The organism is Pontibacter roseus DSM 17521, assembly GCF_000373265.1.
Classification (GTDB): domain Bacteria; phylum Bacteroidota; class Bacteroidia; order Cytophagales; family Hymenobacteraceae; genus Pontibacter; species Pontibacter roseus.
This window is the reverse complement of record NZ_KB890761.1, coordinates 1,089,483-1,103,664: the sequence shown is the minus strand read 5'-3', so window position 1 is coordinate 1,103,664 and position 14,182 is coordinate 1,089,483. Positions and strand designations below refer to the sequence as shown.

Annotated in this window: 12 protein-coding genes; 4 read left to right on the top strand and 8 right to left on the bottom strand. The window is 53.6% G+C overall.

Translation table 11 applies throughout. The annotated features are described in order from the left end of the window. Window positions 1–97 precede the first annotated feature (97 nt). Window positions 98–2,089 (top strand): OmpA family protein, encoded by a 1,992-nt coding sequence (locus B051_RS0105115; protein WP_018477107.1) that lies wholly within the window; start codon window positions 98–100, stop codon window positions 2,087–2,089. 156 nt (window positions 2,090–2,245) lie between these two features. Here B051_RS0105115 and B051_RS0105110 read toward each other — a convergent pair whose 3' ends face one another. From B051_RS0105110 to B051_RS0105090, 5 genes are all read right to left on the bottom strand, one after another. Beyond that, window positions 2,246–2,740: a DUF6702 family protein gene (locus B051_RS0105110; RefSeq protein ID WP_018477106.1), complete on the bottom strand. Its 495-nt coding sequence runs from the start codon at window positions 2,738–2,740 to the stop codon at window positions 2,246–2,248. A gap of 2 nt (window positions 2,741–2,742) precedes the next feature. Next, a complete protein-coding gene (locus tag B051_RS0105105) occupies window positions 2,743–3,975 on the bottom strand; it encodes a LysM peptidoglycan-binding domain-containing protein (protein ID WP_018477105.1) in 1,233 nt (410 codons plus the stop codon). A gap of 14 nt (window positions 3,976–3,989) precedes the next feature. Next, the gene (gene rseP, locus B051_RS0105100) at window positions 3,990–5,303 is read right to left on the bottom strand and encodes an RIP metalloprotease RseP (protein WP_018477104.1); all 1,314 of its coding nucleotides are present in this window, start codon (window positions 5,301–5,303) and stop codon (window positions 3,990–3,992) included. A 68-nt stretch (window positions 5,304–5,371) separates the two neighbouring features. Beyond that, the gene (locus B051_RS0105095) at window positions 5,372–6,523 is read right to left on the bottom strand and encodes a 1-deoxy-D-xylulose-5-phosphate reductoisomerase (RefSeq protein ID WP_018477103.1); all 1,152 of its coding nucleotides are present in this window, start codon (window positions 6,521–6,523) and stop codon (window positions 5,372–5,374) included. A gap of 73 nt (window positions 6,524–6,596) precedes the next feature. Further along, window positions 6,597–8,108 carry a GH3 auxin-responsive promoter family protein gene (locus B051_RS0105090; RefSeq protein ID WP_018477102.1) on the bottom strand — a complete coding sequence of 504 codons (1,512 nt, stop codon included), beginning with the start codon at window positions 8,106–8,108 and terminating at the stop codon, window positions 6,597–6,599. 165 nt (window positions 8,109–8,273) lie between these two features. On the opposite strand from B051_RS0105090, the gene B051_RS0105085 reads away from it, so the two are divergent. Beyond that, window positions 8,274–8,708 carry an OsmC family peroxiredoxin gene (locus B051_RS0105085; protein ID WP_018477101.1) on the top strand — a complete coding sequence of 145 codons (435 nt, stop codon included), beginning with the start codon at window positions 8,274–8,276 and terminating at the stop codon, window positions 8,706–8,708. 60 nt (window positions 8,709–8,768) lie between these two features. Then, window positions 8,769–9,272: a YdbT family protein gene (locus tag B051_RS0105080; RefSeq protein ID WP_018477100.1), complete on the top strand. Its 504-nt coding sequence runs from the start codon at window positions 8,769–8,771 to the stop codon at window positions 9,270–9,272. Between the two features lie 78 nt (window positions 9,273–9,350). On the opposite strand, the gene dnaA is transcribed toward B051_RS0105080, so the two are convergent. The 3 genes from dnaA to B051_RS0105065 form a co-directional block, all read right to left on the bottom strand. Next, complete coding sequence (dnaA, locus tag B051_RS0105075; RefSeq protein WP_018477099.1) at window positions 9,351–10,775, bottom strand: chromosomal replication initiator protein DnaA; 1,425 nt, start codon at window positions 10,773–10,775, stop codon at window positions 9,351–9,353. Between the two features lie 106 nt (window positions 10,776–10,881). Continuing rightward, entirely contained in the window at window positions 10,882–11,817 is a 936-nt protein-coding gene (locus B051_RS0105070) for a bifunctional metallophosphatase/5'-nucleotidase (RefSeq protein WP_018477098.1), read from the bottom strand. A gap of 17 nt (window positions 11,818–11,834) precedes the next feature. Beyond that, window positions 11,835–12,590, bottom strand: coding sequence for a 5'-nucleotidase C-terminal domain-containing protein (locus B051_RS0105065; RefSeq protein ID WP_157578507.1), 756 nt, complete (start codon window positions 12,588–12,590; stop codon window positions 11,835–11,837). A 161-nt stretch (window positions 12,591–12,751) separates the two neighbouring features. Between B051_RS0105065 and B051_RS0105060 the strand changes: the two genes are divergently transcribed. Beyond that, window positions 12,752–14,158, top strand: coding sequence for a T9SS type A sorting domain-containing protein (locus B051_RS0105060; RefSeq protein ID WP_018477096.1), 1,407 nt, complete (start codon window positions 12,752–12,754; stop codon window positions 14,156–14,158). Window positions 14,159–14,182: the final 24 nt, after the last annotated feature.

Below are 14,182 nucleotides of genomic sequence, written 5' to 3'. Positions count from 1 at the left end.
GCCTGCTGCCTAAATTATAAGTGTTATTTGGGGTTTCGTTTCAAAAATATACCTTAAAAAACAATATCTTTGGTTTCAGGTGTCATACCCTGTGCCGATGAGAAAAATCTACACCCTTCCTTTCCTGTTGCTCCTGTTTCTGCTGCCCACGCTTTGCAACGCCCAGCTCAAACAAATCCCGCTGGAATCGGGCCCCGAAGTGAAAGCGACTAAGACGGCCCCGAGCCAGGCCATGCACCTGGGATTCCCGAATCTAAACAAAATTCCGTACTACCGCGACTCAAAAAAACTCGCAGAGATACAGCGACTGGAGAAAAAGAAGCAGTACGCGCAGGCGCTGCCGCGCCTCGAGGCCTACGTACGCAGCTTTGGCATACAGAACTTCTACAAAGACACTAACCTGCTGTGGCGCCTGGGACAGCTCTATGAGCGGCAGGGCCGGATGGAGCAGGCCATGGAGGTATACCGCCTCGTGCTCAAGCACCACCGCACCGATGTACGCCAGGTGCAGTCTTACTACGACTCGCTGGAGCAGAACACCAAGGACTACTATGTGCCGCTGAGCTATTATTACGAGCTGGTGGAGTACCGCAAGTCCCTATCGACCTACAAGCCGCCGCGCGGGGTGTATTTGAACATGGGCAACGGCATCAACTCCCCTTACGAGGATTATGGTCCTACCCTCAGCGCCGAGAACAACAAGCTCATTTTCACCTCCAAGCGCAACATACAGGGTCAGGGACTGGAGGACAAAGTGAACGAGGACCTGTTCTACTCAGATGGGTCCGGCGATTTTTGGAGTGAGGCGCAGTCATTTGGCAAGCCCATCAACAGCATTTACAACGAAGGCTCGGCTACCCTCAGCCGCGACGGCAAGACGCTGTACTTTGCCCGCTGCGAGTCTCCGGATGGGTATGGCAACTGCGACCTCTACAAGGCCACGCTGCAGCCGGACGGCACCTGGCACGAAATTGAGAACCTGGGACCGAACGTGAACACCTCCGCCTGGGATTCCCAGCCTACACTGTCACCCAACGAGGACACGCTATACTTTGCCTCTGACCGCTTAGGCGGCTTCGGTCTATCCGACATCTACTATACCTACAAAATGAAGAGCGGTGGCTGGGCTCCGGCGAAGAACATGGGCCCCGTTATCAACACACGCCAAAGTGAGGTGAGTCCGTTTTATCACCCCAAGTACAAGGTGCTGTACTTCAGCTCACGCGGACAGCTTTTCAATTTCGGCGACTTCGACATCTACAAAACCTACCTGGTGGGAGGCCGCTGGCAGGAACCGCGTAACATAGGGCCGCTGGTGAACGGGCGGGGCAGCGAGTACTACTTCACCATCGATTCGCAGTCGAAGAACCTGTATTACGCCCGCTCTGAGGAGAGCGACATCAAGAACCTGGACCTGTACTCTTTCCCGCTGCCCATGGAGGCGCACCCGCTGGCGGTGACGAAGGTGGAGGGCACCCTGCGCGATTCTGTTTCCAACCGGCCACTCACGGGGATTATCTCCATCATCGACCTGGACAACGGCATTGAGATTTCCTCCAAGTACATCCGCCCGGACGGCACCTTCGCTTTCAACCTGATTGACAATGCCCGTTACATGATGATTATCCAAAGCCCGGATTTCTTCACCATTGAGCGGGAATTGGCCCTGAAGCAGGACACGTCGTTCCAAATCATGGCCACCGTGATTGACCACAACATACCGCTGGTTTTCCAAAACATAGAGTTTGACCCGAACGAATCGACCATCACAGCGGATATGCACAATATCTTGGACGAGGTGGCCTTCTTTCTGGTGGAGAACCCCAGTTTCCGGTTGGAGATAGCAGGCCACACCGACGCAGCCGGCGACCCGGATTTCAACAAAGTCCTGTCACAGGACCGTGCCGATGCCATCATGTACTACATCCAGCAGAAGGTGCGCATTGAGGAGGGCCGTATAGATGCCTATGGCTTTGGCAGCACCAAGCCGCTGCGCGAAGAGAAAACCGAGGAGGACCGACGCATCAACCGCCGTGTGGAGTTCAGGCTCATCAAGCCTACCTTACAAGGACGAGGTATAGACAGATAGGCTTTTCTATTTTCTATACCTTAGCCACTGTTGTTACAGCATAGGTATAGCCAGCAGCGCTGCCTTTCCTTGCGCCCTCTAATTGATGAATTGACGGGTTGGGATGTGTTGCTGCCCTGGTGCTAAAGGTTATCAGCTAATAAGCCTGGACAGTGATTAGAAGGATGTTTTGTGGGTACCATCGTTCTTCTGGAAGAGCGTGCTGTATACCTTTCCTTTGTAGTCCAAGTTCACGATGTTCATCTGGTCATTGAAAAGCTCCTGCAGCACCACGTTGCGCACATACAAATGCGACAGCGCCTCCTGCTTCACCGGCACTTCCAGGTAAACCCACACCACATCCGCCTCCTGCTCTGTACCTACAAAATTGGCTGGCAGTGGCTTTCCGGGCGTCAGTTCAAATACAAGACTGTTCGTCAAGTATTCCTTCACATACTGCTGCACCTGCTCTGCCTTGTTGTAGCTGACCTTCGTCTTGAACCGGCGCGACAGGGCTGCCTCAAGGTCATCTGTGAATACTTTCACGGCCACCTCCAGGCTTTGGGACCGCGGATTGAAACGGACATCGGTGATGCTGGCGTGGTAGTCGTGGGCGTTGGCAAACGTGCTCACCAAAGAGAACAGCAGTACCAGTAAAAAGCTTTTAAGCATACTTATTTTTCGGTGTTAGGCAAATCTGCCAGCACCCGCTTGGCCATATTGGGCATGTTGTCACTCACGATGCGCTGCACGTCATTCATGTTTGACTGGTAAGGCACCTTCACCTTGTTGCCTGATATGAGCTCTCCGTTGCTGTCGTAGATGGAATAGTGAACCAGAAAATCGCGTTCGTAGTTCCAGGTGGCCCGGTCCAGGCAGTTTTCGTAATTGGTCTTCACCTCAAACTGGTTGATGAACACATAGTAGTCAATGCCATACTGGTTGTTGAAGTGTGTGAAGAACTTGGGGTCCTTTACCTGCACGCCGAAGTGCTTGTTCTCGTCCTGTGACACCGGCACGGTGGCTGGCTGGCCGCTCTTGATGTTCACTTTCTCCTTCTGGCGCTTCACCCAGTCCAATGCGTTCTCCCGCTCCTTGCTCTTCACCACGGGCTGGTGGTTGTAACGGGACTGCTTGTTATCGCGATAGCCGTAGCTCAATGATTTGTAAAGCGTACTCAGCTCGCTTACACTGTCGCGGTACACGCCGCCCAACAGGTTGATGGTCTCGTAGCCCTGTGGGGCCAGCAGGGCGTTGAGTCTGCCCCGGAACACGTGGCGCACGTTCTGGCGCGGTATCTTGGAATGGCGGGCTATCTCGTCGTCGGCATCTGAGAAGTATAGGTATGGGTCGAAAGGCACGACCAGGATGCGTTGCTTCACCTTGCTCTCCAGAGTGGGCAGTTTAGAGGCTGCGGCGGAAGTACTTTCGCTGGAACGGGCTGGCCCTGTAGCAGAGCCTGGTTTAGGTGTAGCCTGTGCTGTAGCTGGCTTGGCAGTTGCAGCAGCAGTAGGTTTGGCAGCTGAGGCCGGTGGTGTAGTGGGTGGTGTAGTGGCTGGTTTAGTGGCTACGGCAGCTGGTGTTGCGGCTTTGGCTGCGGCAGGTTTTGCAGTCGGGGCAGCTGCTGCGGTTGTTTTTGCCTTAGAGGGCTTGCGGGTCAGGTATAGCTTCTGGCCCATCTGCAGTTGGGTGCCGTTCCATTTCTGCAGGGAGTCCAATGGTATGCCAAAGCGGCGAGAGAGGCTGTAGTAGGTATCCCCTTGCTGTACCATATACACGCTGTCGGTGGCGACAGCGTGTGGTTCTATGGTCAGGGCCGGTGCTGCGGGCGCAGCCTGGGCTTGGGTAAAGGCAATAAAGAGACAGAAGGCAGCTAGTGCCAGGGCATACTTCACGATGGCTTTCATAGGGGAATCTTGGGTTAGAAGATTATCTTGAACACATCGTTAAATATAGCAAAAGCCATTAAGCCCAACAAAATTACCATGCCCACTTTTTGGGCGTTCTCTAAAAAGTTATCCGACGGCTTGCGTCCGCTTATCATCTCGTACGTCAAAAACACCACGTGCCCTCCGTCCAGTGCAGGTATAGGCAGGAAGTTCATAAAGGCCAGCACCATGGACAGCATACCCGTGATGGACCAGAACTTGTACCAGTTGAAGGTGTCCCCGAAAATCTGGGCGATGCCGATTGGGCCGCTCAGCGACTTGGAGGCAGACACCTCGCCTCGGAAAATCTTCCCGAAACCCTTCAGGTTGGCCGTAATCACACCAAACGCCTGGTTGGCTCCCAGCGGAATGGCTTCGCCGAGACTATAGTCGCGGGTGGCGTACTCCAGCAGCGGCTTGTGGTAAAAGCCCAAAGTGCCGTCTTCGTTGGCTGTTGTTTGCAGCTCCACTTCCTTGTCATTCCGCTCCACCACAATGTTCACCGGTTTGCCGGCATACTTGCGCATCACCTCCTGGAACTCACTGAAGAACACGGTGCTCTCCCCATTCACCGATTTGATGTAGTCTCCCGTCTGCAGGCCGGCTTCGGAAGCAGGGCTGTTGGGTGCCACTTCGTTTACCATGAAGGGCACACGCGGCTGCACAAAGAACATGCGTTCCTTGTTATCGGCCATGCGGTCCATGAAATCGGCAGGTATAGGTATGTTTACCTGGTCGCCGTTGCGCTCCACGGTATAGTAAGAATCGCGGCCCAGCAGCATGTCCATGGAATACACGTCGTCAAACTTCTCGAGGGGGCGTCCGTTCACGGCCACAATCTTATCGCCGGTTTGGAAGCCGATGTCCTGGCCGATTTCGTTTGGCTGCACGCCATACTTCACCTCACTCGCAGGCAGGTAGCTCTCGCCGTAGTTATAAGTCAGGGCTATGAAGATGACGATACCTGTGATGACGTTGACGATAATGCCGCCCATCATCACAATCAGGCGTTGCCAGGCTGGCTTGGCTCGGAACTCCCAGGGCTCCGGGTCTTTTTTCAACGCCTCCGTGTCCAGAGACTCATCCACCATACCTGATATCTTCACGAAACCACCGAGCGGAATCAAGCCCAGCATGTACTCTGTCTCGCCTACTGTCTTACTGAAAATCTTAGGAGGGAAGCCAATTGCGTACTTCTCGACACGCATCCCAAACCATTTGGCGGCCAACATATGTCCTAGCTCGTGCAAACCCACCAAAATTGTCAGGCCCAGGATGAGCTGGCCTACCATTATCAATATGTCCATTTAAAAGAGATAAAAATTAGAATTTGTAATCAGCAAAGGCTATCCCGGCATCCGGGGCAGCTCAAATTTTAGTTTTTGACTACATCGGCGGCACGCAGGCGGGCTTCCCTGTCTGTAGTAACATAGTCCTCATAAGAAGGATTCGCAATATACGCAACTTTTGCCATACAGCTTTCGATGATGTCGGACATCTCCAGGAAGCCCACTTCATCGCGCAGGAAGGCGGCCACGGCCACCTCGTTGGCTGCGTTGAGGATGCAGGGCATGTTTCCGCCCTGCTCCATGGCCATAAAGGCCAACTGCAGGTTGCGGAAAGTCTCCAGGTCAGGCTGCTCGAAAGTCAGCTGCGGATAATCCAGAAAGTTGAAGCGCAGAAAATCCGACTTCAATCGCTCAGGGTAGCTCAGTGCGTACTGTATCGGCAGTTTCATGTCCGGCAGACCAAGTTGCGCCTTGATGGAACCGTCCTGGAACTGCACCAGCGAGTGCACGATGGACTGCGGATGCACCACCACCTCTATCTGCTCGTTGCGCAGGCCAAACAGCCACTTCGCCTCAATCACCTCCAAGCCTTTGTTCATCAGCGAGGCCGAGTCGATGGTGATTTTGGCGCCCATGTCCCAGTTGGGGTGCTTGAGGGCCTGCGCCTTGGTCACCTGCCGCAGTTCCTCCACTTTGCGCCCTCTGAACGGGCCGCCCGAGGCTGTGAGGATGATTTTCTCGATAGGGTTGTGGAACTCGCCAGCCAGGCACTGGAAAATGGCGCTGTGCTCCGAGTCCACGGGGTATATGTTGACGCCGTGCTCCTTGGCCAAGTCCGTGATGAGCTGACCTGCCACCACCAGCGTCTCCTTGTTGGCCAGCGCAATCTGTTTGCCCGCCTTTATGGCACGTATGGTCGGTTGAAGTCCGGCATACCCTACCATGGCTGTCAGCACCATATCCACAGTACCCATCTCCACCACCGAGCAGAGGGCGTTGGCCCCGGCGTATACCTTGATATCCTCGTGCTGCAGGGCGTCCCGCACTTTCTCGTACAGGCTCTCGTTGGCAATGACCACCGCATTGGGTTTAAAGGCCAGTGCCTGAGCAATCAGCAAGTCAGCGTTGTGGTTAGCCGTGATGACCTCCAGTTCAAAACTCTCAGTGTGTGCCCCAATCACCTCCAGGGCCTGTGTGCCGATAGAGCCGGTGGAACCAAGTATAGCGATTCTCTTCATTAATGACGGAAAATATTGCCTGTGTCAGGCATGTTCGTTCTCAAGTCGATTCTTTTGACACAGACAATGCTGTTTATTTTGTTTCAGATGCCTCTACCACACCAATCAGTCCTTCGGCTAGGTTGCGGTCGTTGCTAAGGCGGGGCACTTTGTTCTGTCCCCCCAGCTTGCCCTGCGACTTCATGTAATTCCGGAAGGTGCCCATGGGCAGCGGCCTGATTTTAAGGTCTGACAGAATGTTACCGGTTATCAGGTCGTCGTAATACGAATTGAGCTTCTGCAGCTGCGCGTTCAGTTCCTTTGAAAAGGCTTCCAGTTCGCGCGGCGGTTTGGAGAACTCTACCAGCCACTCGTGGTACGACTGTCCTTTGTCCTGGCTCACATAAGGAGCCACCGTGAATTCCACCAACTCCACCGACGGGTATTTGTCCATGGTGCGTTTCATGGCCTTCTCCACCTCCTCGCCTATCACGTGCTCGCCAAAAGCTGAGATGAAGTGCTTGATGCGGCCGCTCACCACCACCTTGTAGGGCTTTAAGGAAGTGAACTTGACGGTGTCGCCGATGGAATAGGCCCACAGGCCGGCATTGCTGCTCACTACCAGGGCATAATTCACATCCGGCTCCACCTCCCCAATGGTCAGGCGCGTCGGGTTCTCGTTGAAGTACTCCTCCGTGGGTATGAATTCAAAGAAAATACCGGAGTTGAGCAGCAGCAGCAAGCCCCTGTCGTGCTGTTCGTTCTGGAAAGCAAAAAAACCCTCCGAAGCCGGAAATGTTTCGATGGAGTCCACCTCACGCCCAATGGATTCGAACAGTTTTTTGCGGTATGGCTCAAAATTCACGCCACCATACACAAACAGCGAGAAATTCGGAAAAATGTCTTTCACCGGCTTGCCCGTCTGCCGCCTGAGCTTATCGAAGTACATCTGCACCCAGGGCGGTATACCGGAAATGAGCGTCATGTCCTGGTCGATGGTCTCCTCGATAATCTGGTCGAGTTTGGTTTCCCAGTCTTCGATGCAGTTGGTCTCGTAGCTGGGCAGTTGGTTAGTGCGCAGATAACCGGGCACGTGGTGGTTCACAATACCGGAAAGGCGACCCGTATGGATGCCGCCCACCTCTTCCAGCACCGGGCTACCGGACAGGAAAATCAGCTTCCCGTCCAGAAATCTGGAGTTGCCCGTCTCGTGGATATAGGTCAGCAGGGCGTCTTTCGCCCCATTGATGTGGTTAGGTATAGACTCCCGGGTGATGGGGATGTACTTGGTGCCGGAGGTGGTGCCGGATGTCTTGGCCAGGTATAGCGGCTTTCCGGGCCAGAGGATGTCTTTCTCGCCCGCCTTCACACGGTTGAAGTAAGAGGCCAAGCCTTCATAATCGCGCACTGGCACGGCCTTCACGAAATCGGCGTGCGTCTTTACCCCCGCGAAACGGTGCTCGCGGCCAAACACGGTATGCTGTGCCTCCTTCAGGATTTTTTCGAAAACAGCCTTTTGTGCCTCTACCGGGTTCTGTATCCAGGACTGGTGTTTTTTATGCACGTAAGCGGCAAGCGGCTTACTTAACCATGCTTTTACACCCATAAAAATCTGCGTTTTAGGGGGTAAATATAGGCAGATATACAAGCAATGTCCTAGTCCTTCACCATGTTTTACCGGCTTTGTGGGTGTTTCTGCTAACAAAAACCCCTGTCAGGCAGTTTATAGAGACTGTATCCAACTCAGAAACTAACCATAAAACACAAAACCATGAAGAAAAGCACAGCGAACGCCCAATGGAACAAGGGCCTGAAAGACGGAAACGGAGAAGTGGCCTCTGGCACCGGCAACTTCAAAGCTAACTATTCCTTTGCCTCCCGCTTTGGCGAGGATAAAAGCGCCACCAATCCCGAAGAGCTCATCGGCGCGGCCCATGCCGGCTGCTACTCCATGTTCCTGAGCGCCCTGCTTGAGAAGGCAAACTACAAGCCAGAGTCTGTGAGCACCACCGCCACCGTGCACCTGGGCGAGAAAGACGGCGGACCACACGTGATGAAGATTGAACTGAACACGGAGGCCAGCGTGCCAGGTATAGAGGACGAGGAGTTCCAGCGGCTGGCCGAGGATGCCAAAGCCAATTGCCCCATTTCCAAAGTGCTGTCTGCCGTGCCGGAGATGACGCTTAACGCCTCGCTGAAAAAATAAATTTGCTATATTGCAGCACCGGCATGTGTCATGCCGCATGTTTCACTTTAAATACGCTCTATGGCAGCAACTGGCAATGCACGGTCGTCTCTCCTGGTTCAGCTAAGTCCTTCGCGCAACGCGAAGCTCTCTTTCACGGTGCAGCTCGTGCTCACCCTCTTTTGGCTAGCCTGGGCTACCATGCTTCTGTTGAACGAGAACCCGACCGACGACCAGAATTACCTGTACTACATCTTTTTCGGTCTGGCTGTTTTCTTCCTGGGCTATGTGGTGTTGCAAAACACTTCTGTCTTCGGCATACAGTCTTACATTGAGGTGACGCCGGAGTACATTGTCCAGAAGCAGGGCGTTTTCCGCACCAAACGCGTCACGTCTATACCTGACATCGCCTCGGTGCACATGTCGGCTTTAGCCCTGCGCATCACGCAGCGCGATGGCAACAAGATATACCTGGACCTGAAGCAGGTGCGCAAGAAAAAAGACATTGAAAGGATAAAGAGCCGGGTGCGCGAGTTGAGCGAACAGCACAACTTTGAGGTATCAGAGACGGCCACCGCCAACTAATACCGTTACATAACAAAAAGAGGAGGGCCCTACTCGCAAGTAGGGCCCTCCTCTTTTTTATTGAACAGCAGGTATAGCTTAACCTGCCTTTGACTTGAATTTCTTCTGAAGCTCCTGTATGCTCACCTTGAATTTCTTGTCGGTGTCAATCAGGTCAGAGACCGTTTGAACCGAGTGGATGACGGTGCTGTGGTCGCGGCCGCCGAAGTGGTAACCGATGGACTTGAGCGAGTGACTGGTGAACTCCTTGGCGAAGTACATGGCTACCTGCCGCGCCGTCACAATCTCCTTTTTACGTGTCTTGGCCTTGAGCGAGTCCAGGCTCACCTGGAAGTACTCAGCTACCGTTTTCTGGATGAAGTCGAGGTTCACCTCGGTCTCCACATCCTCGATGATGTGCTTCAGGGCCTGCTTGGCAAGCTCCAAATCAATTTCTTTTCTATTCAGCGATGACTGCGCGATGAGCGAAATCAGCACGCCTTCCAGCTCGCGCACGTTGGTGTCCACGCTGTAGGCCAGGTACTCCACCACGTTGTCCGGAATGTCAATGCCGTCGCCTTGCATCTTCTTCTGGATGATGGCCATACGCGTCTCGAAATCCGGACTCTGCAAGTCAGCGGTGAGGCCCCACTTAAAGCGGGACAACAGACGCTCTTCCAGGCCTTTGAGGTCGCGCGGCGGACAGTCAGAGGTCATCACAATCTGTTTACCGGACTGGTGCAGGTGGTTGAAGATGTGGAAGAACATCTCCTGCGTCTTCTCCTTGCCGCTCAAAAACTGCACGTCGTCGATGATAAGGATGTCCACGAGCAGGTAGAAATTGGCGAAGTCCTGCACGTTGTTGGTCTTGAGCGATTCGATGAACTGGTTCACGAACTTCTCTGAAGACACGTACAGCACGAACTTATCGGGGTTGCTGTTCTTGATGTGGTTGCCAATGGCCTGCACCAGGTGCGTTTTGCCAAGCCCTACACCACCGTACACCATCAGCGGGTTGAAGGACGTGGTGCCTGGCTTGTTGGCTACGGCATACCCTGCAGAGCGGGCCAGGCGGTTGCAATCGCCCTCAATGTAGTTCTCGAAGGTATAGGCGCCATTGAGCTGCGAGTTCAGGAAGTTGCGGTCAATGGTCTTGGACTCGAACGGGCTCTTGATGAAGTTCTGCTCCGGCCTGTATGAGTTCACCACGGCCTGTGGTATCTTTTTGGTAGGTATGTTGACCGTCTGCGGCTTGTTGGTATCGTTGCCACGGTCCACTATAATCGAATACTCCAGCCTCCCCTCGCTGCCTAACTCCTGGTAGATTACTTTTTTAAGAAGCCCCACATAGTGCTCCTCCAGCCACTCATAAAAGAATTGGCTGGGCACTTGTATGGTAAGCACGTTGTCCCGCAGAGACAAGGGTTTGATTGGCTCAAACCAGGTCTTAAAACTCTGTTCGCCAATACTTTCCTTGATTACCTGCAGGCAGTTACTCCATACTGTTGAGCAGTCTTTGATCATCCAATTTTCCAAAACACACTACGATTCGCTTGGTGAAACAAACCTCTCCTTAACGGCAGGGGGGTTACAAATTTGACTAAATTATTCTAAACAAAAAATTATTTGTTCACGAAGTTAATACAGGGTTATCCACAGGCAGAGCAGCCGTAGAAACGTCCATTCTACGCTTAGATTTCCTATTGAAAGTGAGGTCTATCCTTCCTAAAAATATACCGGACCAGCCCACTTGGTTAATTATGGTCTCATGTCCGTTTTCATGGCGAAGCACCTCCGGCTGCTCCAGGAAGGTATGGGTATGGCCACCCAGAATCAGGTCGATGCCGCTCACCTGCTGGGCCAATTTGCGGTCGTCTATCTGGTCGGTTTCATAGCTGTAGCCCAAGTGTGAGAGGCAGATGACCAAGTGGCACTTCTCCTTCTCACGCAGTTCCTGCACCAGCTGCTGCGCCTGCTGCACCGGGTCCAGGTATACGGTTTCGCCATACAGGTTTTTGCTCACCAGGCCCTCCAGCTTAATGCCCAGCCCGAACACACCGACGCGTATGCCTTGCTTCTCGAATACCTTGTAAGGCTGAAAGCGCCCTTTGAGAATGGTGTTGGAAAAGTCGTAGTTGGCCGTGAGAAAGGGGAAGCCGGCCAGTGGCAGTTGCTTTTGCAGCCCTTCCAGCCCGATGTCGAAGTCGTGGTTGCCGAGCGTGGCGGCATCGTACTTCATCTGCGTCATGAGCTTGTATTCCAGCTCGCCGCCGAAGAAGTTGAAGTAGGGCGTGCCCTGCCAGATGTCACCTGAGTCGAGCAGCAGCACGTTGGGCTCCTGCTTGCGGATGCTGTCAATGAGCGAAGCACGCCGGGCCATGCCGCCCATGCCGCCATACTTGCGGCCGTCGTCCGGCAAAGGGTCGATGCGGGAATGCTGGTCGTTGGTGTGCAGGATGGTGAGTTTTATACCTTCATGGGCCGCCTCTGCCGAGAATGGCATTCCCAGCAGACCGATACCTGCCGCTCCTACCGCCGTGTGCCTTAAAAAGTCTCTTCTCTTCATGGGTTCTCAGGTATAGCTTATGGGCGCACGGTCACGCGGTTGCCGGCCGGAGCAGTCACCGGTTTGCCGGCTGCCGTGAGCTGCTGTATGTGCTGGCGGATGGCGTCGCGGAGCAACAGGCCCAGCTTCTCATACTTCAACGGGTTTTTCAACATGGTCAGGTTGTCGCCGCCGCCGGCCAGGTAGTCGGAGGTGACTAGGGTATAGGTCTGCGTTGGGTCGAATGGCTTTCCTTTGATTTTGATATCCGTAGCCTTGCCACCGGACACAGTGTAGGTGGTATTGCCCAGGTATACGATTTTCTTCTCGGCAGCAAAATCAAACAGCTGCTGCACAGCCTCGCCGCTCAATGTCAGCACGACCATCTCATTTTCGAAAGGCATGAGTTCGAAGATGTGGCCGGTGGTGATGTCGCCTTGCGGCAACGGCACGCGCAGCCCTCCCTGTGTGGTAAGCGACAAATCGATGGGCTTCTTGTAGAGCGGTTCGGTCTGGGCTAGTTGCAGGTCTACCACGAAATTACCCAACGGCGACTCGTACTCGCCTTTGCCCAGTGCCACAGGCGCCGAGCCCACCACTTCTGACATTTTCTGGGTCACTTCCTGCCGGTAAGGTGCTACGAGTGCCTCAACGGCTGGGTCGGCGGCAAGGGTTTTGTCCACAGCCACATCCGTCTCGCTGAGACTGGGCGAAGCCTGCCAAGAGCGCTGGCAGGAGGCAATACTGAAGACCAGCAGCAGCATGCCGGTATACCTGGAGAGAGCGGGTGTCATACGATTGATTCAGAACAGGCTGCAAAGTTATCAACATAAGCGGCTCCCACCAAGGACATCCGAAGGTATAGTTTCAGGAGCGGGAGAAGCATATAGAATATGCTACTCCATATCTTCTTAGTTCAAAAAATCGTTATTTTAAAACCACAACCTCCTCTCCCATGAAAACAGCTTTACGTATACTTCTCCTGCCCATTTTACTGCTGTGCCTGGCCACGGCAGCGCAGGCCACACACATCTACAGCGGCTACATCAGCCATACCTCAGACCCACAAAACCCGCGCAGGTTTGACTTCACGCTGACGGTCTACACCTTGACGGCATCCCCAGCCGAGGATCCGTTTGTATATATCAGTATGGGAGATGGCACCATTCTGAGGGTAAATCGGGAAAAGATTGTCCGCTATAACAGCCGCTACGACCAAGAGATTTTTACCTGGAGCTTTACCTATGATTTGCCTGGCAACTACACTGTCAAATGGATTGCAGAGAATCGCAATGGGGGTATCATCAATCTACCTGCGCCATCTGACCAATTGACCTTTCACGCCATCACGCATTTACAGGTCAACATGTCCACACCGAACATGAACAGTCCGAAACTGGCTGGGGTACCTCTTGCCGCGGTCCATACAGGGGAGCCTTGGACACACAACCTATTGGCTTATGACGTAGATGGGGATTACCTGGTGTATGAATTGGTACCTCCTAAGCATAGGTACCCTGATGGCGTGTCGAAAAACATACTAGGTTACCAATTTCCACCAGGTCTGACGATAAATGAGTTTGGAGAACTCCATTGGGAAAACCCACAGGCGAAGGGGCAGCATGTCATTGTGGTGCGCGTGACGGAGATGCGCAACGGCAGAGTACTAGGGTCTATGGAGGTGGAAATGTCGTTTACTGTGACGGACCGCACATACCAGACCACGCTTGAGCTGCTAAACAAAGACCACCTCACAGTGAATGACGATGGCTCCATCCAGACCTGGCCAGGACAGAAGGTGAAGCTAGAATTCTACTTACGCGAAAGTCCGGGCAGTGACTTACCGCTGAGTGCCAAGGCATTTGGAGAGATAGATACCCTAGAACTAACTGACACCTCGCTCGCCTTCCGGGACACGCTGGATGGCTTTGCCGTTACCTATACCTTCACCCCCACCCCTGCTATGGAACGAACAGAACCCTATCTGATTGGGCTTCGGGGCAGACTCTTACGTGATAAACCTGATTACACGAATCACTTCACAGTCGACGATGACTGGGCTTTTGCCTATCTGTATGTAGGCGAGCAACGGCGGCCGCTGTCTCCCGGCGAGGAACCGGAAGTAACCCAAACGAAACTGTACCCCAACCCGGCTACGGATGCCTTTGTGGTAGAGGCCCCCAACCTGGCCAACCTATACCTGCAGCTGCGGGACGTTAACGGCCAGGAAGTCACCGGCTATACCTTGCAACCAGGACGTAACACATTATCCCGCCCAATCGGGCTTGCCAGTGGTCTGTATTTCTATACCCTGATGAGCGGGAGCGATATAATCAGCAGCGGGAAACTGGTTTTTCTGTAAGAAAGATCCTATAAGGCAGAAGGG